At 35.7% G+C, this 19974-nt stretch carries 17 protein-coding genes and 2 tRNA genes; 12 read left to right on the top strand and 7 right to left on the bottom strand.

Translation table 11 applies throughout. The annotated features are described in order from the left end of the window. Window positions 1-122: 122 nt before the first annotated feature. A tRNA-Thr gene (locus C7381_RS07310) sits at window positions 123-198 on the bottom strand. A gap of 138 nt (window positions 199-336) precedes the next feature. On the opposite strand from C7381_RS07310, the gene C7381_RS07305 reads away from it, so the two are divergent. From C7381_RS07305 to C7381_RS07295, 3 genes are all read left to right on the top strand, one after another. Beyond that, on the top strand, window positions 337-996 hold the full coding sequence (locus C7381_RS07305; RefSeq protein ID WP_116480460.1) for a hypothetical protein: 660 nt from the start codon (window positions 337-339) through the stop codon (window positions 994-996). 64 nt (window positions 997-1060) lie between these two features. Beyond that, entirely contained in the window at window positions 1061-2752 is a 1692-nt protein-coding gene (locus C7381_RS07300; RefSeq protein ID WP_116480459.1) for a B12-binding domain-containing radical SAM protein, read from the top strand. After that, the gene (locus tag C7381_RS07295; protein WP_116480458.1) at window positions 2742-3218 is read left to right on the top strand and encodes a hypothetical protein; all 477 of its coding nucleotides are present in this window, start codon (window positions 2742-2744) and stop codon (window positions 3216-3218) included. The genes C7381_RS07300 and C7381_RS07295 overlap by 11 nt, the downstream gene beginning before the upstream one ends. A 337-nt stretch (window positions 3219-3555) precedes the next feature. Here C7381_RS07295 and C7381_RS07290 read toward each other — a convergent pair whose 3' ends face one another. From C7381_RS07290 to C7381_RS07265, 6 genes are all read right to left on the bottom strand, one after another. Then, window positions 3556-3810: a putative Se/S carrier protein gene (locus C7381_RS07290; protein ID WP_034546591.1), complete on the bottom strand. Its 255-nt coding sequence runs from the start codon at window positions 3808-3810 to the stop codon at window positions 3556-3558. Between the two features lie 24 nt (window positions 3811-3834). After that, window positions 3835-5109, bottom strand: coding sequence for a double-cubane-cluster-containing anaerobic reductase (locus tag C7381_RS07285; protein ID WP_165803631.1), 1275 nt, complete (start codon window positions 5107-5109; stop codon window positions 3835-3837). 3 nt (window positions 5110-5112) lie between these two features. After that, the gene (locus C7381_RS07280) at window positions 5113-5850 is read right to left on the bottom strand and encodes a hypothetical protein (RefSeq protein WP_116480457.1); all 738 of its coding nucleotides are present in this window, start codon (window positions 5848-5850) and stop codon (window positions 5113-5115) included. Further along, window positions 5843-6589, bottom strand: coding sequence for an acyl-CoA dehydratase activase (locus C7381_RS07275; RefSeq protein ID WP_034546595.1), 747 nt, complete (start codon window positions 6587-6589; stop codon window positions 5843-5845). Before C7381_RS07275 ends, C7381_RS07280 begins: the two co-directional genes overlap by 8 nt. A gap of 572 nt (window positions 6590-7161) precedes the next feature. After that, window positions 7162-7238, bottom strand: a tRNA-Pro gene (locus C7381_RS07270). Between the two features lie 59 nt (window positions 7239-7297). Continuing rightward, window positions 7298-8779 carry an alpha/beta hydrolase gene (locus C7381_RS07265; protein ID WP_116480456.1) on the bottom strand — a complete coding sequence of 494 codons (1482 nt, stop codon included), beginning with the start codon at window positions 8777-8779 and terminating at the stop codon, window positions 7298-7300. A gap of 158 nt (window positions 8780-8937) precedes the next feature. On the opposite strand from C7381_RS07265, the gene C7381_RS07260 reads away from it, so the two are divergent. From C7381_RS07260 to C7381_RS07220, 9 genes are all read left to right on the top strand, one after another. Beyond that, the gene (locus C7381_RS07260) at window positions 8938-12999 is read left to right on the top strand and encodes an AAA domain-containing protein (RefSeq protein ID WP_116480455.1); all 4062 of its coding nucleotides are present in this window, start codon (window positions 8938-8940) and stop codon (window positions 12997-12999) included. A gap of 118 nt (window positions 13000-13117) precedes the next feature. Then, the gene (locus C7381_RS07255) at window positions 13118-13888 is read left to right on the top strand and encodes a ParA family protein (RefSeq protein WP_116480454.1); all 771 of its coding nucleotides are present in this window, start codon (window positions 13118-13120) and stop codon (window positions 13886-13888) included. Beyond that, the gene (locus tag C7381_RS07250; RefSeq protein ID WP_116480453.1) at window positions 13878-14699 is read left to right on the top strand and encodes a ParB/RepB/Spo0J family partition protein; all 822 of its coding nucleotides are present in this window, start codon (window positions 13878-13880) and stop codon (window positions 14697-14699) included. Before C7381_RS07255 ends, C7381_RS07250 begins: the two co-directional genes overlap by 11 nt. 27 nt (window positions 14700-14726) lie before the next feature. Continuing rightward, entirely contained in the window at window positions 14727-15611 is an 885-nt protein-coding gene (locus C7381_RS07245; RefSeq protein ID WP_116480452.1) for a PhzF family phenazine biosynthesis protein, read from the top strand. A 48-nt stretch (window positions 15612-15659) separates the two neighbouring features. After that, the gene (locus tag C7381_RS07240) at window positions 15660-16304 is read left to right on the top strand and encodes a cyclodeaminase/cyclohydrolase family protein (RefSeq protein ID WP_116480451.1); all 645 of its coding nucleotides are present in this window, start codon (window positions 15660-15662) and stop codon (window positions 16302-16304) included. 22 nt (window positions 16305-16326) lie between these two features. Beyond that, window positions 16327-17454 (top strand): aminotransferase class V-fold PLP-dependent enzyme, encoded by a 1128-nt coding sequence (locus C7381_RS07235; protein WP_116480450.1) that lies wholly within the window; start codon window positions 16327-16329, stop codon window positions 17452-17454. Window position 17455: 1 nt separating this feature from the next. Continuing rightward, complete coding sequence (locus C7381_RS07230; protein ID WP_116480449.1) at window positions 17456-17953, top strand: DUF4446 family protein; 498 nt, start codon at window positions 17456-17458, stop codon at window positions 17951-17953. A gap of 16 nt (window positions 17954-17969) precedes the next feature. Next, window positions 17970-18485 carry an adenine phosphoribosyltransferase gene (locus C7381_RS07225; protein WP_116480465.1) on the top strand — a complete coding sequence of 172 codons (516 nt, stop codon included), beginning with the start codon at window positions 17970-17972 and terminating at the stop codon, window positions 18483-18485. 98 nt (window positions 18486-18583) lie between these two features. Further along, window positions 18584-19834 carry a DUF3798 domain-containing protein gene (locus tag C7381_RS07220; protein WP_245893796.1) on the top strand — a complete coding sequence of 417 codons (1251 nt, stop codon included), beginning with the start codon at window positions 18584-18586 and terminating at the stop codon, window positions 19832-19834. Window positions 19835-19974 lie beyond the last annotated feature (140 nt).

Raw genomic sequence — 19974 nt, 5'->3', positions numbered from 1 at the left:
GTTGTTTTACCGTGGTCAACGTGGCCTATTGTTCCGATGTTAACATGCGGTTTGGTTCTTTCAAATTTTTCTTTTGCCATTATTTTTCCCTCCTAGATTTTTAAATTTTATTATAATAATGGTGGAGCCCACGACCGGGATTGAACCGGTGACCTCATCCTTACCAAGGATGTACTCTACCGACTGAGCTACGTGGGCTTAACATAATTAATTTTACCACAGAAAATTTTTAATGTCAAGCATTTTAAGCTTATTTGTGGGCTTCATTTTAGGTTGTATTACTTTTTTAATTGATGTTTTTGTGAAGCCGTGTTATTATAAATTTGGAGGTATAGTATGAGTAAATTTTTAGGACCGATACATTTTTTGATGTACGAAAAAATTAAATTTCAAGATAGATTAACTGCAAGTCTTCTTTCTAAAGAGGAACTTGATCTGTTGAACAAATCCATTGCACCTGTTTCAACTGATCCTTTGGATGAGATTATCGATGTGGACAATATTCATGGGTATTTGTCTTCAAAAATCGATGTTGTAGAGTCGAGACTTTCTTATGCAATTTTACATGGTAGAGATGTTTATAAGAAGGCTTATGATTTAGGAGTGAGTGTTGCTCCGACCGATTTAAATACATTTGATGAGGTCTTCGATGCGATAAATATGGTAACACTTGATGGCATGCCTTGCGATCATGCTGTTCGTGCAGGGGTTTCGCCGGATGGAGAGCTTCAAATAGTAACACTTAATGATATGCACGAAAAATATAGCGAATCACCGCTTTCAATAGATCCATCAAAGAGCTTATCAAATACTTGTGAAGGTGGACATGGCCATGATGATCATGGAAGTTTTCACATTGGCAGTTTTGTTTCTGAGAAAAAAGATGAGACCGAAACATGTGATTATTATGTATTGAGAGAGAATTTTTTGAAAGGTTTCCTTTCAAAATCTAAATTTAAAATCACAAGAGTGGGTAAAGATTTTTATATAAGCTAAATTCATATCGATTAACTTTCTTTGAGGCGACAGCATTATATGGTATAATGTATTTGGTGATTGAATGAAAGTTTTACTTGTTGGAGTAAATTCAAAATATATACACACGGCACTTGCGGTTCAATATTTATATAATTGCTGCACCGATTTTGACGTCGAGATTCTTGAGTTTAATATAAATCAGGAGATTTCTCACACCTACGGAGAAATTTTAAAACGAAATCCGGATGTTGTGATGTTTTCGACTTATATCTGGAATATCGACTATATCGAAAGGTTGACGTCGGACATTTCAAAAGTGACGGATGCGGTTATTGTTTGGGGAGGAATTGAATCTTCGTTTGATACGGGCGAATTTTTTGAAAAAAATCCGGGGCTCGATATTATTATTCGTGACGAAGGTGAGCTTACAACTCCTGCTCTTCTTCATGCAATCGAGGATAAAACGCCACTTTCGGATGTGAATGGAATAACATTTCGAGAAAATGGAAATATTATAACAAATCCGCCACGTCCGCTTATAAAAAATCTGGACGAGATTCCGAGTCCTTTTAAGGACTACAAAAATCCGCCTGGCAAGATTGTGTACTACGAGATGAGCCGCGGATGCCCTTTTAAATGCACTTTTTGTATGTCGAGCACAATAAAAGGTGTGCGCTATTTTTCGAAAGAAAGAATCGAGAGCGATCTTCTTTATATTATAAATTCTGGTGCAACGATTGTGAAGCTTGTCGACAGGACTTTTAATGCAAATGAGCGCGAGAGCATGGACATGATGAATTTTATTGTTGAACATGCACACGAGGGAATGGTTTTTCATATGGAACTTATGGCACATCTCATAAGTGATAAATTTTTGGAGTTTTTGTCGACTCTGCCTAAAGGGCTGTTTCAATTTGAAATCGGTGTGCAGTCGTCAAACCCTGAAACTTTGAAGGCAATTGAGCGTGTGACGGATCTTAACAGGTTAAAATATGTAGTTTCAAAAATTCGCTCCTATGGTAATATCCACCAACATGTGGACCAAATTGCCGGGCTGCCTTATGAGGACTACGAGAGCTTCGGGCATAGTTTCGATTTCATTTACGGGCTCGGTGCCGAAAAGCATCAACTCGGTTTTCTAAAGGTTTTGCGTGGCTCGAAAATGAAAGCGGATGCGAAAAAATATGGTATTGTTTACAGTGAATATCCGCCGTATGAGGTTTTAAAGACAAATTATATAAGCGAGTTTGAGATTATGCGAATAAAAATCATCGAAGATTTGGTTGAAAAGTTTTCGAATGAAGACTATTTTTCGAACACTCTTGATTATTTGTTAAAAGATGAAAGGCCGTTTAAATTTTTTGAAGATATGGCGATTTATTGGGAGGAAAACGGTTACCATAAAGTTGGCCACAATCGTGTGGATCTATATAAAAATTTATTTGATTTTTTAAAAGAACGTGATGATATAGACGAGATTACGGAGCTTCTTCGATTGGATTTCTTTATAAACAATCGCTCAAATCCGGCGGAGTATTTGAAGCCTAGATTTATAAAGCTCGAAAAATTTCACGATTTTTTAAATATCGAGAGCGTGAGAAACTTGTTTTCGCTCGACATGAGTCGGCCGACAAAATTTCTTGTTAAAGATTTTAGGTTCCACAAGTTTTTCTTAGAGAATAAAGAGAGAATTTTTGGATTTTATTACACAAGTAATGGCACAATTTCAAAGGATATTACTGATTTTATAGGAGGAGATTTAGATGAAAATTAAAAAAGCGATACTTTTAGCACTTCTGGCGACTGCGATGCTCTTTTCTGCATGCACACCGAAAGCAATAAGCATGTTTGATTATATAACACCGAAATTTTCGGGCTCAAACGGAGAGGGCGCTGTAAAGATTGACCCGAATGAATTTTTGAAGTTTCAACAAGCGGTATACAAACAATATATTCCGGAAAAGGATTTGAACATTTGGAAAGGTCATATAAAAATTTGGGGTCAATCAGACGATATGACCATCGATTCAAATGTTGCTGCGAGACTTGATAAAATTCAGGAAATGATGGATGAAATCGACATTTTTAAATTTTATGAATTTGTCCCTAAGGAATCTCCGGAAAATTTAAAGAACGGCGATGTGGTTGAAATCGGTATCAAGAAAAAAGAAGGCACTGAAACAAAAAAAATAAATATTAAAGAAGAAACGAGAACCTTTGTTGTTGAAGGTTTGAAATAATTAAAAGGCGAGGGATTTATAATGAAAAGTCCTCGCCTTTTTTGTGATTTTTTGAGTTTGTTTATTGAAAATTTTTATAAAATCATCGAATAAAAAAATTCAGCATTTAAAAATTTTTTATTGCTATAAAATATAAAATTCTGATATAAACTCATTTTTTTTAAATTATTTTGCAAGCACCAACTTGCTTTTAATCCAAAAGTTCACATAATTCCATTTTATTTGCATTTAATACATAAAATACGACACACATATTTTTGAAAATGAACGCCCTTCCCTTTTGATTAGTTACAAAATAAAATGCCCCCAAAAGGGGGCAATATTTTTGAATTTCCATCTAACAAAATCTCATTCTGTTCGGATCAATATCCTCATCTCTTTCCCAAAAGCCGTCAAGTTCGATACCGATTTCAGCGGCCACTTTCTCAATATATGTGCGGTCTTCTTCATTTTTATAAATGATACACACCCCACAACAATGAGAGGCTTCACGTGGAGTTGGAGCGAGAGTTTTTTCAATTTTATCTAATTTTTGCAACAAATTGTAAGCATCTATCGAGTTTTTGAAAAAAACAAAGTACTGTTTTGACATATTTTTATTAAGATATATTAATATCTAGCCTAACATTTCGATAAATGCACCGATTCTTGTTTTCAATTGTTCAGCATCTTCGTCTGTGTAATCGGTTTCAATGCCCATTACCGGGATTCCTGCTTCCTTCAACGCTCTTTCGACTTTTCTGCCTTCCAAATCATACAGAGTACAGAATTTTAAGTTGAGGTCGATTACGCCATCAGCTTTGTATTCTTTTGCTAGGCGAATGATGTCATCGATTCTGTCGTCGTTTGGAGTAAAGCAAGCACAATTGATGCTTCCGAGATATCTCTTTGCCAAGTGTTTAACTTGTTCGTCGATAGTTCCAGGAGTTTCGTCAACAAGATGTTCGCAATATCTTAAACCTGTGCACATTTCTTCGCCGACAATTGCAGCACCCATTGATTCAATTATGTGGTGAATTTTCCAGTTTGGAATTGAAAGCGGTGTTCCTGTGAGAAGGATTCTCTTTGCACCTTCTTTGTAGACGCTTACGCCGTTTTTAACTCTTTCATCGAGTTCGTCACATAGCTTGTTGACCATTGTTGCAAGTCTTTCAGGATCGTCAAAGAATGCAATTTGAGTGATAAGTAAAACGTCTTTTCCGGAAATAGGCACTTTGTCAAGTTTTCTGAAGTTATTTAATCTTTGAAGAGCTTTACGTTTGTTGTTTACAATCTTTATTGCATTGTGTAAACTTTCTTCGGTGATTTTATTTCCTGTCATTTCTTCAAGCTTTGCAATATATTTCTTGATTTCTTTTTCCCATTTAAGGAAATCGTCTTCTGTTTTAAGTTGTGGAATGTCCATGATATACATTGGTGCGTCTTCGCCCAAAATTTCCCATGCTTTTTTCTTTCCGTCACAAGTGGTTTCTCCAACAAACATATCGGCAATTCTAAAGAATGGACATGTCTTGTCAAATCTTGCGCCGAGACTTGCCTTAATTAGTGGACATGTTGCAGTCGGAAGAACTTTTTCTCCACCCGGAACCCAGAATTGGCTTCCACTGCATAGACCTGTAACAATTGCGTTTGCAGCTATAGGCACTTCATCAGGAACGTGAATGCAGAAAGTCCCTACTACTTTTCTGCCCTTCTTTTGTTCTTCAATTAACTCTGCCGGTCTGATTCCGTGAATATCTCCAACAACCATATTGAAGTAATCCATTCTTTCCGGTCTGTTTTCTTGGCTTAAAAAAACGTCGCCAAAGGCACCAGGAAGCACCTCGCACAACATATCGTGCTTGTCAACGTCCATTCCAATGTTTGACCACATTTCATGATTTTTGTCCATTTTCTACACCTCGTATTTAATATATTTTTTATTACAAAAAGCACACTTGTCGGGAGCACAATCCACGTCATTTGTACTTTCTATGACTGAATAATTTTCGGCGTCGATGCCGTCTAAAATGCCGTATGGGCAAAGTGCCCTTACAATATTTCTCTCATTATCTATTAATTTATTTTCTTTTATTAAATTATCCAAAATATCAATTCTTTTCTTGAGCTCCGGCTCATACAAAAGATAGAATTTCGCATAGCTCAAAAGCTTTGAATCAATATCTGTCTTTTCTAAAAATTTCAATTTTTCATCGATAGTCTCAATCAGTTTCTTTTGTTCATCATAAATTTTATCGTCAAATGAATAACCGCTCATTTCTAAAAATTTAGAGGTATTATCAATTGAAATAAATTTTTTATCCGTCACTTTTGAAATCTTTTCCACAAAAATCGGGCAAAGATCTGAATGGACAATGAACTTTGAGCTGAAAAGAATAGGACACTTCCCCGTTTCGAGATAAATTCTCGTGGAATTTATTGCGTCACAATCCTCATTAACATCTCCGTACTGATAAATAAAACCGTCGACACTTATAATTGGATAAGGAATCAAAGAATAGGCTCTTAAAAAAGCTTCATCCACATTGCCGAAAGTGCCGACAACATTGTCGGCTGCCATTTTAGCACCTATGGCTTTTACATACGCCTCTCTTCTAATTTCTTTAAAAAAATCTATATTTAAACTATGCAAGAAGTGCAGCTCCTATCGCTCCGGCAAACCTTGCCCTTGGATCAGTGTGAACAGTTGCACCGAGCTCCTTAGAAAGCTCACCTATGACATAGTCGCTGTCACAAAAACCGCCGGTCAAAAATACATCGCCGCTTTTTAAACGCTTCGAAGAGAGAGCTGCAACCTTCTTTACAATAGATTGAACAACGCCGCATGCAATGTCTTCGCGTGGGGTGCCTTTACCCATAAGGCTTATAATTTCGGACTCTGCAAAAACCGTGCAAACACTTGAAATTGGAACAGGCTCACCTTTCTTTGCAAACTCAAACATTTCGTGAAGAGTAAGGCCAAGTCTGTTTGCCATAACTTCCAAAAACTTTCCGGTGCCGGCACTACATTTATCATTCATCAAAAAGTCGGAGACCATGTCGTCTTCAACGACTATAACCTTTGTGTCTTGACCGCCGATGTCAATAACTGTCATATCTTTTGGATTTAGGAACAATGCTCCCTTCGCATGACAAGTAATTTCTGTGACCGTTTTATCCGCATATGGCACACTTATTCTGCCGTAACCCGTTGCGACAATACCGACATCACCGAGATTCAGACTCTCAATCCATTTTTTAATCTCTTCACCTGTTTCGCGACTGTTCCAACCGCTAGGCAAGAGCTTTGTATACAAAATTTCTTTCTTGTCATCGTCCATAATTGCGACTTTTGACGCAGTTGAACCGATGTCTATACCTACATGCTTCAATAAATTTCGCCTCACTTTAATATAATATTCTATTTTACATTATACTGTAGTAAGGATTTTTAATAAACACCTTATTACATAATCCTATAGTTAATTGCATTCTTATAAATAAAACAAATAGTGTAATATGAAATAAACGTTATAGAAGAAATTTATAGATATATGAAAATTTATTGAAAAAAATGATTGAAAATAGAGATAAATATGCTTGACAAAGAACAACGTTGGGATTATAATAATAAATGTGATAAGGATTTCTTATCACCGCTATAAATATAATTTATAAATGAAATCATTAGTCGAATTGTGAATAAATTTATAGATGTATTTATTTGGACATTTAGCTAATAGCATTTTGCTAAACGTTATACCTATACCAACCTCTCGAAAGAAGACCTCCAGGGTCTTTTTTCATTTATATAAGAAAACTTTATAATATCTTATTTTTTAATTATGGCTTAGCACAAGCATTAAAAAAGACTCTATACTATTTAAAAGAATTCTAACATCTAATAAATATTATAGAGTCTATATTTTTGCAATAAAAAAACCACCAAAAGGCGGATTTTTTGTGGTCGGGGTGACAAGATTCGAACTTGCGACCCCATCGTCCCGAACGATGTGCGCTACCAGTCTGCGCTACACCCCGACGTGGTATAATAATTTCCAACGAAGTTATTATACCATATTAATTTATTTTTTACAATACTATTTTGTAATTTTTTCAATCCATGCAGCGATGTCGTCGATAACACTTGAAACGATTGGAGCATCTTTTTGATATTCGTCAGTTATAAGGTTTGCGAGTTTTGTTTTTCCATCGCTTGGTTGCATCATGTGGTTTGCACCTTTAACTTCTTCAATGCTGTCATTTTCGTTTTTGTCGAGTCCGTTTTTCCAAAGTTCAAGTTCGCTTACTGGAACTTGTTTGTCAAATTCTGCAATTTTAATGAAAATAGGAAGTTTGCTGTCGTTGTAGAGTTTTATCGGGTCATATTTCATGAGATCTTTTACATATACTCCCGGTATACCAAACGGATAGTTTTCCGGTTTATTTAGTTCTTCATCACTCATTGTTTCTATTTTCTTTAGAAGTTCATCATTTGTTTTGATGTTTTGCTTCATCATTTTAACTTGTTCTTCATCTGCATTTTCTGAACCTTCTTCTATAACCTTTTCAAGTTGTTTTTTAGAAAGCTCAGCGATATTTGTCGGTGTTCCTGAAAGAATGATATATCCTTTTGCAAGGTTTCCTGCTGTTTCGTTTATTACAGGAAGATATGAACCGGATTGACTGTGTCCCAAAATAAAGAGCTTATCAGTAGGAATTCCTTGTTCTTTTGCAAGAGTTTTAAGTCCTTCAGCTGCATCGTCTATGAATTCATCTTTTATAAGAGTTTTGTTTTGCATTCCGATTTTTGCGAGTTCTTTGCCATATTGATAGGTTCTTTTGTTGAATCTAAGAACAGCAAAGCCTTTTTCAGCAAGTTGGTCGGAGAGATGCTTCATCATTTTGTTTTGACCGAGAGTCATGTTCATGTCGTTCGGTCCTGAGCCGTCAACGATTACGATTCCGGCTTTCACTTCACCTTTCGGCATTTTGATCATTCCTTTTACAGGATAACCTGTTCCTGCGTCAAGAGTGATTTCTTTTTCTCCTTCTTCTGGCACGATATCTTTTTTCATATTTAGATAGTTTACGCCATCTGCAACCATTTCGCCGTTAAAAGCAATTGTTTGGTCTACTGTTCCCTTTTCAAATTGAAGTGTTGAGTCAGTTAAATAGTAACCGTTTTGTGTTTCAATTTCAGTTTTTACGATTTCTTTATAAGCGCCGAGTTCTTGTTCGAGCATTTTAAAAACATCAAGATCTTGGCCTTCAGTTGCCTTTTTAAATTCTTCAGAAATACTTTCCTTGAATTTATCAAAGTCTCTTTTTGCAAGTAATTCAGTTAAAGTTTTGGTCTTTTCTTCTAGAGTCTTCTTCTTTTCTTCATCTAATTTTGCTTCTTCAACTTTATTTTCCTTGTCATCTTTTTTATCTTCATTTTCTTTATTGTCTTTTTCATCTGTTTTTGCAGCATCTTCAGTTGTTTCTACTTTTTTATCGTCGACTTTTGTGTCGTTTGTTTTACATGCTGAAAATGTCATAGTAACTGCAAGAACAGCAATTAAAAATAATCGTTTCATTAATTTTCCCTTTCTGTAAACATATTTGCCAAATGACCAATAAATTATATCACGTTTTGGGCTCGTTGTAAAGACACGATTTTTTTATAATTATTTTGGATTTTAATCATTTTGTGGTACAATTAAGTCAAGTTTATTTTTAATATATAGGAGGTATTATGACCAACTCACTTTCTTTACTTAAATTTTTACGCGAGTTGTCAAATGAAAAGGAACGAACTATAGAGAATCTTAATGAGCTTTCGTTTTATAAATTTTTTGATGATTTGCCTAAGAATTCACCATACGTTACAATCTCGAATACGCCTGGCGATTTTTATTTTAGAATTAAGCGCCCTTTTTCTTCGAAAACCGCAGAAGACAGACGTATTCAGGAACTCTATCGTGAATTTTTAAATCTTTATTATATTATTCATAATGAAACTGAAGAGTCAGAGCTTTTGATTGGAAACGGTATTCTTTCATCAAAGGATTTGCCTGATTCGTATTATCCTGTTTTCACAAAAAAGGCTAATATTATTTTGAATGCACCTAAAGAGTTTATTGAAATCGGTCCTTCAAACAGTCCGGCAAGAATTGATATTAAGCTGTTATCGAAAGTGCAGAACATTAGTCCGCTTGAATTAAAAAGAGCTTCCGAAGAGGTTAAGGATAATTTTTATGACCCGTTTATAAGTGCAGAGTCAAATCAATTTTTAAAGGGTCTTACAAAGAGACTTCATTTAGACGGAAAAGTTTTGTCTGTTGACGAAGCTACGGATTCAGATTCGTCCTTTATTTTGCTTGAAAGAAATCTTTTTATGCTCGCACCGAAATTTTCGCGTGAAGTTGAAGTATTTGAAGAGGCTGTTGAACGTGAGGCAAAAGGTCAAAGTCAGTTTATTATTGATGCGATTTCAGGAGATGGACCGCTTCCTAAAAAGAATGCTTACGAAGAGGAGCTCGACGTTCTTTTTACAAAAGAGTTTAATAGAGAGCAGTCGGATATTTTAAAGAATTCATACGAAAGCCCAATCACACTTGTTGACGGCCCTCCGGGAACCGGAAAGACGCATACGGTTGCAAATATGATCGGACACTTCCTTGCAGAAGGAAAGCGAGTTTTAATTCTTTCAAAAAAGAAAAAAGCACTCAGAGTTATAAAAAATATGATTGATCCGGGTTTCGCAGGCCTCGTTGTTTCAAGGGTCAAGGACTCAAATGATGACATAAGAGAAACTCTATATTATATTAATGATTTTATTTTAAACCACACAACTCCGGAGATGGAAGCAAAAGCGAAGAGGATTAAGAGTGAAAGGCACGACATCATTACAAGGATGAACGAAACAAAGAAGAACGTACTTGACATTTTGGAGTCCGAGTCTAAGGAAATAAAGGTCGGCAACGATACTTTTAGTCCCGTTGAAGCGGCGAGATTTGTTGTAAAAAACAAGGATATTATAAATCTTATCCCTGGAGAAGTGGAAAGACTTCAAACGTTCCCGCTCACAGATGATGAACTCGATTATATTTATACGACAAATAAAGAGGTGACAGAAACAGAAGAGATTCTTCTAAAAAGGCCGCTTCCGTCAATTGATGAACTCATAAGTCCGGAGGATTTGAAAGAAACTATCGCATCAATGGACACAATTGAGTTTAATGAGCTGAAATTTTTACCGTTAACACCGCAAGGCACAAAGCTTACTGATGACGGAGTTCAAGTCGATTCGATTTTAATCGACGAAATGAGCGATATATCTGAAGTCAAGGGTGAGCTTGAAAAGCTGAAGGCTTATATGAATCTTCCTTTATATAAGGAGAATGCATTGAAAGCAGGCTTAAATTTAATCGATAATCGAGCATATAACGAGCTTTCAAGAAAAGCACTTCTTGTGGATGAATATCGTGAAAAACATATCGAGACACTTACAGGCAAGTCGATAGTTTACCCTGATATGCCGAGAGAAGATGTTATAGAGGCCCTTGAAAACCTTGAGGAAATCTACGGTAAAAAAGATAAGCCGGGCACTTTTGATACCCTTTTTAAAAAGAATTTGAAGAATGTCATTCAAGGTTTTACAATTAACGGAGAGCCTATAAGAGGAGCAAAAGATGCGAACGACGCAATAATTCTTATGAACTATGACAGGATTTTAAGTGACCTTAAGGCACAATACGATGAGCTTATAACAGATAACGGCGGACCAGATTTTTCAGGATATTTCAGAAATAAGGACGAAATTTTCCAAAATTTGGAAACGTTATATAATTTTAAAGATCTTTATATTCCTCTTATTGACAAACTTAGCGAGCTTTTGCCGGCAAAGATTATCAATAAAATTGCACCGGCTAAAAAGAATCCGACGAGCGAAGTTTTAGGATATCTTTCTACTGAGATATATAATTTGCTTGAACTTGCAAATCTTCATATCAACGAATACATTCCTCTAAACAATAAAATCCAACGCATTCTTTCAACTTTGAATGATTATGTTGATGCGGATGTTCCTATATTATATGAACTTATCAATGAAATAAAAAATAAAAAGACTACGGAATACGCTGCGGATTATGATGAATATAAGGTTCTTTCAAGAAAGAAAGACATTGTTTTGAGAAGAAGTGCGATCCTTTCAAAGTTGTCATGTGCACCTTCATGGCGTGAATTTATTGAAAAAAGATTCGGCGAACATGGCGGAGATACTGTTCCGGATGGAATAAAAACCGCATTTATGGCGAATATTTTAAATAACGAAATTCAAAGAATTGTAAAGAGTCCATACGAAAAGATGAGAAAGATGCTCAGTTGGTACAAGAAATCAATCATTGAGCAAAATCGTGAATACGCAAAAACGCTTGCATGGTATCATTTCTTAAAACGAATGGACGAAAATCCGGAAATAAGACAATCGATTAAAGGCCTCGAGCTCACATACAAAAAGCTTGGAAAAGGAACGGGCTTTGATGCGAAAGAACTTCAAAAGAAAGCAGAAGAGCTTTTGACTAAGTGTCAACAATTTGTACCGTGCTGGATTATGACTATTGACGATGCAATTCAAAATGTTGTATTCAAAAACAAATTCGACGTGACTGTTGTAGATGAGGCATCACAAGCTGACGTTTTGGCATTGCCGCTTCTATACACTTCAAACAAATTGATTGCAATTGGTGACGATAAGCAAACGACACCTCTTTATGGAAATATTCCGCTTGAACGTGTACAAAATCTTAGAGAAACAATGCTTTCAAAGGATTTCCCTAACTTCCACTTGATGGATCTTTCCACAAGTTTTTATGATATTCTAAAAACGACATTCCCGTCATTTTTACTAAGCGAAGAATTCCGATCTGTGCCTGATATTATTGAATTTGTAAATAATCTTTCGTACGATGGTAAAATTCTGCCATTGAGGGACGAAAATGACACGACATTAAAACCGGCACTAAATCTTGTGAAGGTTGACGGAGTGAGAGATGGCGACATAAATGAAGCGGAAAAGGAAAAGATTGTCGAAATGATTTTGGATATTATAAAAAATCCGGACTACGAAGACAAGACAATCGGCGTTATAACGCTTCTTGGCTCAACACAGGCTAAGGCAATAAATGATAGACTCATGGAAATGATAGACACACTTGAATATGACAGACGAAAGATTATGGCGGGAACTGCAATTGATTTCCAAGGGGATGAACGCGATGTAATGTTTATATCTATGGTTGATAGCCCTAAGGATTCGCCACTGAGACTTTTGTCCGAAGGTGCTGAAGAGATTCATAAAAAGAGATTTAACGTTGCATTTTCAAGGGCACGTGACCAAGAATTTTTGGTCACCTCTCTCAGCGAAAGTGATTTAAAAACCGGAGATTTGAGACTTGCTGCAATTGAGTATTTCAATGAGAAGTCACATGAACGTGAAAAGGAAGAAAGAAAACTCACACCGTTTGAAATGGATATAATGAATGAACTTGAAAAGAGAGATTTCATTGTTACAAACAATCACACAGCCGGTCGCTATCCTTTACCACTCGTTGTTGAGAATCCTAAGGTAGCAATTGAAACGCCGGAAGAAAAAACGGGGATTAAGCGTGAAGAACTTGAAAAACAACTTGAAACAAGCTTACTTCTCGAAAGGGTCGGTTGGAAACTCGCACATATAAGAGAGTCTAAGTATGTGTATGAGGGTGAAGCTGCAATAGATGAGCTTGTGCAAAACATTATGAATAAAAGATAAAATTTGCTACGCAATTTTGCGTAGCTTTTTTTGTTCCACGTGGAACATTTCTATTGAAAATAATTTATTTAAATGTTAGTATATATAGTAGAAAGAGAACATGTTTTGGGAGGTGGCTATGGCAAAAATTTTATCATTTTTCAATCAAAAAGGAGGAGTCGGAAAAACAACGACAGTGCTCAATCTAGGCGCAGCACTTGCTTTAAAAGGAAAGAAAGTGCTTGTCGTTGATGCAGATCCACAAGGGAATTTAACATCCGGACTTCTTTCAGATGAGCCGGAATTTACTTTTTATGAAGTTATAATAGGCGAGAAAGATATTAAAGATGTTATAGTTGAAACAAATACAAAAAATCTCTCTATTCTTCCGGGCTCAAACGATTCGTACGGTCTTGAGATTGAGCTTGCGGTTAAAGGAGACTGGTTTTTTATTCTTAGAAATAAAATTCAGGAACTAAACAGTGACTATGATTTTATTTTTATTGACTGTCCACCAAGCCTTGGAATTTTAAGTTTAATGAGTTTAAATGCAAGCGACGGAGTTATTCTTCCGATACAGACAGAATATTACGCACTTGAAGGTGTGAAACAACTTATGAGTACAATTTCGCTTGTTCGTGAAAATTACAATTCCGGTCTTAAACTTGAAGGGGTACTTTTAACCATGTGCGACTTCAGAAATAATTTGGCTGTGGAGGTTAGACGTGAGGTCGAAGAGGCTTTCGGAGAGCATGTTTTTAAAACTATGATTCCAAGAAATGTAAAACTTGCTGAGGCACCAAGCTTTTCGAAATCGATTTTTGAATATGACAAAAGTGCAATAGGTGCTACTATGTATAAAAAGTTGGCAAAAGAATTTATAGAAAGGTTTAATCACGATGAAAAATAAAACTCTTGGCAAAGGCTTGGGAGCATTATTCTCTCAAGTAGAGGAAACAAAAAATGATGAAGTTAAACTTGTGCCTTTGAGCGATGTTATTCCTAATCCGGAACAGGTAAGACATGATTTTGACGAATCGCTCATAGATGAACTTGCGACTAGTATTAAAAATCACGGACTTCTTGAACCGATTCTTATCACGCCGTATGACGATAAATATATGATTGTTGCGGGCGAAAGAAGGTACAGGGCCTTTAAGAAGAATAAAGAAACAAAAATTCCGGCGATTATTAAAGAGTTTAAAAAGGAAGATATAAAAAAGCTGTCGCTCATAGAGAACATACAAAGAGAAAATTTAAATCCTGTCGAAGAGGCACTTAGCTATAAAGAGCTTATGGAAGAACTCGAAATGACGCAAGCGGAATTTTCAAAGGAAATTGGAAAGTCAAGAAGTCATGTAGCAAACTCAATTCGAATTTTGACACTGACTGAAGAAGTAAGGGATTTGATTAGAAGCGGTAAAATCAGCTTTGGTCATGCAAAATTACTGGTAGGCTTATCAGTGCCTGAACAAAAAAAGCTTGCAAAAAAAATTGTGGATTTGAAATTGAGCGTACGCGATACTGAAAAAGAACGTAAGATAAAAAGTAAGAAGACCAATAGTTCAAATGTTCTTTACAAAGAGATTGAAGACAAGCTACAAGATCGATTTATGACGAAAGTAAAGATAAATGACAAAAAAGGTAAGGGGGATATTTCAATAAGTTATTATTCTGAAGATGAGCTCACAAGAATAATTGAAATACTTGAGAATCTTTGATATAATCTAACTATAGAGGTGATGTAATTGTCAGAATTTGAAGTGAGGGTTATAACGGTTGATTCATTCACTCAGTGTAGGTTCGGCGGAAATCCTGCTGCAATTATTCCTGAGGCGTCAGCAATTCCTCAAATGTATTATCCTCAAATAGCAAATGAGATAAATCTTGCACAGACAGCGTTTGTGGATGAAATAGAAAAAGACATGTATTATATAGAGTTCTACACACCGAATCGCGAAATAAATTTTTCGGGACATGCTACTATCGGAGCATTTTATGTGCTTGGCAGAAGCGGATTTATAAGACCGATTGAGAGTGGCAAGAAGCTTGTTCATGCTAAATTAAAAAACGGTCAAATTTTGGATGTGGAAATTGAATACAACAATTATGAAGCAAGCCTTGTTTCTATTCTTTCACCGGAAATCAATTTCAACAATAAGTATAACGACATTATTAATAAAGAATCGATAAGAAAGGTTTTAAAAATAAAAGAAAGTGACATTTCTTCAGTGATTATTGGAGGATCCTTTCAAGATGATATATTCGTAACACTCAAGAATAAAGAAGTATTAGATAGTCTTAGAGTGGATCCTTGGGGATTAAAAGCACTAAATGAAAATACAAATACTCAAGGGCTATACGCAATGACTGAAGAAATTGAGAAACCTAAACTTCATATTTATGCGAGATATTTTTCTCCGCTGTTTGGCATTATGGAAGAAGCAGCAACAGGATCAAGCGGTGTTGTTGCCGGCAAAATTATGCTTGATAAAATGAAAGTAGATAAAATTGAAATCTATCAAGGTCAAATGATGAAACGTCCTGCAAAAATTGATATCGAAAATAGAGACGGTAAGATTTGGTTGAGCGGTCATTCTAGGCTCGTGATGGATGGAGTTATGACAATATAATTGTAAAATGTTCCACGTGGAACAAATATATATTTTTTGGAGGTTACTATGACAAAATTAGTAGATTTAACGTTGATAGGCTATACAGATGAGGTTAGAGGCGAAAAACCGGCACCGGGAGGCGGATCGGTTTCAGCATATGCTGCTGCACTTGGAGCATCACTCACACAAATGGTCGGAAGTCTTACAATTGATAAAAAAGCATTTGAAGGACTTACAGATGATGAAAAGAGTTTGATGAAAGAAAATCAAAAAAAGCTTGACGGTATAATTGATGAGTTGAATGACATTGTTGATACTGACGCAAACAGCTTTGATGATGTTATGGCTGCATTTAAGCTCCCTAAAGACACTGAAGAAGAAAAGAAAAAGAGATCAGAAGCTATTCAAACAGGATACAAGAAGGCTCTTGAAACTCCTATTCATGCAGCGAAACTTGGACTTGAAGCAATGAGACTTCAAAATATTTATGCACTTAAGGGCAATAAAAATGCAATAACTGATGTTGGAGTTGGAACATTACTTTTGCAATCAGGAGTTGAAGGTGCACTTTTTAATGCTCTCATCAATTTGAATTCTGTTAAAGATGAAGCATATGTTGCACAAAAAAGAGATGAAGTTGATAAAATAATGAAGGAAGCTAAAGATTTAAGAGAAAAGACATTGGCTATTGTCTATTCAAAACTTCAATAGGTGAAAAACAAGGAGGTTTGCTTTGATATATTTAGATAATGCGGCTACCTCATATCCAAAGCCGGAAACGGTTTATAAAGCGAATGACTACGCACTCAGAAACTCGGCAAATCCGGGAAGGGGTGCGTATCAACTCGCCATGGATTCGGCGAGGATGGTTTTTACATGCAGAAATAAAATAAAGGCTTTAATAAATGCAGAGAGTACACGTAATATTATTCTGACAAAAAATTGCACAGAAGGTTTAAACATTGCAATTTTCGGGGCACTTTCTCCAGGAGATCATGTCATAACGACTTATCTTGAACATAACTCGATTTTAAGACCGCTTCACGAGATGGAAGAACGTGGCGTTGAAGTGACTTATGTTGAACCGAGTATGAATTTGACAGAAGATATCTTGAAAAACGTTAAGTACAATACTAAGATGGTTGCAATAAGTCATGTTGACAATCTTGTTGGATTCAAAAAAGACATAGAAGCAATTGGAAATCGACTATCTGATAATATTTTATTTTTGGTAGACGTTGCTCAGTCTTTGGGTCACGAGAAAATTGATGTTCAAAAATATAGAATAGACTTATGCGCTGCACCGGGACACAAGTCCTTGTTCGGACCTATGGGGACCGGGTTTTTGTATGTGAAGAATCCTGACACATTAACAACTTTTATGGTTGGTGGAACCGGTTCTGAGAGTAGTTCACCTGTCCAACCAAATTTCAGTCCGGACAAGTTCGAAGCCGGAACGCTTGGAGTGCCTGCTTATGCTGCACTTGAAGCGGGAATCGAGTTTGTTATGAATGAAACAGAAGAAAAAATAACGAAAAAAGTTCATACGCTTGCAAGAAAGATGTTTCTTGAGTTTGAGAAAATTGATGGTGTAAAAACTTATTCCATTGGGGGAGTTGATACCATTACTTCTGTTGTGTCAATTAATATAAAAGATATGGACAGCGGAGAGGTTTCGGATATTTTGGCAAACAAATACGGAATTTGCACCAGAAGCCAAATGCATTGTGCACCACTTTCTCATAAGTTTTTTAATACTTTGAAATCAGGCATGGTCAGATTTTCTCCGGGTTATTTTACGACCGATGAAGAAATTGAAAAAGCTGTTCTTGCTGTAAAAGAAATTGCGGCGGAAAAATAAAATGCTGGAAACGTATTTACCAATTATAACTGTTTCATTGGGTGCTGTAGTTATAATTCTAATAATTTTATCGGCTGTGTTATTTTCAAAAATTGGAAAGCTTCAGAAACGCGTCGATACATTCACATTTGGAATTGAGGATGCAGATCCGGAAAAAGTTATAAAATTGATTCAAAAAGATATAAGAGATCTTGAAACTGCAAATATTTTAAAGGAAAACAAGATCAAGGAGCTTGAAACCACACTTAATTTTACAATCAGAAAAGTCGGTTTCTATAGATATAACGCATTTTTAAATAAGGATGCAGGAAGAGGGGGAGAGCTCTCCTTTTCAATAGCATTTCTTGACGGATTTGACAACGGTTTTGTGCTTACTAGTATTTACACGAGTCAAACTAGTGTATGCTATGCAAAGCCTATAAAAAATAAAAAGTCAAATCTTATGCTTTCCGAAGAGGAAGAGCTTGCAATCGAAAGAGCAATTCATGGCGGAGAGTAAATTAGAAAGGGATATTATGGATTTAAAAAAAGAAATAGATGTCATTATGGATTTTCCAAAAGAAGGAATTTCATTTAAGGACATAACAACTTTATTAAGGAACAAAGATTCTTTTAAAGAAGCTGTCATGGCACTTGCAGAGCCTTTAAGGGATGAAAAAATTGATTTTATTGTTGCTCCGGAAGCACGTGGTTTCGTGCTTGGATGTCCGGTTGCATATGAACTTGGAATCGGTTTTGTGCCTATAAGAAAAAAAGGAAAATTACCACGTGAAACAATAAGCGTTTCTTATGACAAGGAATATGGTACAGATGAACTTTTTATGCACAAGGACGATTTAAAGCCGGGAGATAGAGTTGCGATTATAGATGATCTTCTTGCAACCGGCGGTACAATTAAGGCGACAGAAGAACTTATAAAAAAGACCGGGGCCACAATTGTTAAAATTGGATTCTTAATTGAACTTACAGACTTGAATGGTCGTGAAAAGCTTGACACGGATGTATTTTCAATTGTCAAATATAATCTATAAAACTAAGCTTTCATATTTTATGTGAAAGCTTTTCTTTCACAAATTCTTCGTAACTAAAATTTAAATTTTACGGATAGTTTAATGTATATAATATTATTATGAATACAAATAAAGTTTATAGAAAAATCTTAATAATGATTCTTGTGCTTTCGGTTGGCTTATTTATAGGTTGCAATGATGAAGAGCGTGATGAAAATGTAGTGCATGAGTCTGCTAAGTTTCATATCGGACTTGTGACGGGAACTACTTCTCAGAGTATTGATGAATTTTCGGCTGCAGAAAAGCTTATTAAAAAATATGGAGACTCAAATCTCGGGGGTTATATTTGTCATTTAAATTACCCTGACAATTTTCCGAAGGAAACGGAAAATGTAATTTCACAGATTACAAGTTTTATTGATGACGACAAGATGAAAGCGATTATTGTAAATCAGGGAATTAAAGGCACGGCGGAAGCATTTAAAATAATAAAGAAAAAAAGACCGGACATTTTGTGTTTGGTTTCAAACACGCAGGAAGAACCGGAAGAGATACACAAATATGCGGATCTAATAATCGATCCGGACAATATCAAAAGAGGGTATTTGATACCGCTATGTGCAAAGCAAATGGGGGCAAGGACTTTTGTTCACGTTTCTTTTAAAAGGCACAGAGAAATTGAACTTGTGAATTTGAGAGAAAGAATAATGAAGGCAACGTGTAACGAACTTGGTATGGAGTTTGTAGCAATCGATGCACCGGATCCTGCAAGTGACGGAGGAATTGCTGAAGCACAAAACTTTATTCTGGATCAATTTCCGCTATGGATAAAAAAATATGGTAAGGACACAGCGTTCTTCTCGACAAATGATGCACACATTGCTCCAATAATAAAAAAGACTTTGGAATATGGCGCAATATTTGTTGAGCAGGATTTGCCAAGTCCTATTCTCGGATATAAAGAGGCACTTGATATAAAGGATGATGCCGATAATATTGATATTTTACGCAAGGAAGAAATGCTTTTATACAAGAAGAATCCGGATAGAATGGGAACTTGGGTCTATTCTTATGGAAGCAGTACAACAGAACTTCTTGTGGAACTTGCTATGAGATGTATCAAAGGTGAAATTGATAAGCCGGATATAAAAAATGTACGTCAGATATTTGAGGAAATAAATCCTGACGTTAGTTGGAAGGCAGATTACTATGTTGATGGAAAGAGCGGAAAGGAAGTTTCAAATCATATTTTAGTATATCAGGACACATATATTTTTGGAAAAGGTTTTTCAAATATTGCGGACAGTATAATTCCTAATATTGCTGAACTTTTAAAAAAACATGAAGAAGACAATATTATAAGAGATTAAAATTTTAAGAATGCTGAGCCACTGATGGGGATGCATTTTTTTATTGTTTAAGTTTGTATTTTAGTTATTTATTTTGTTTCTATTAAATATAAATTTTGCTTCAAATATTCTGTAATATAAAATACCCTCCGTTACTGATA

The sequence above is a fragment of the Ezakiella coagulans genome, from assembly GCF_003096635.1.
Taxonomy (GTDB): Bacteria; Bacillota; Clostridia; order Tissierellales; family Peptoniphilaceae; genus Ezakiella; species Ezakiella coagulans.
This window is presented reverse-complemented; position numbering and strand designations above follow the sequence as displayed.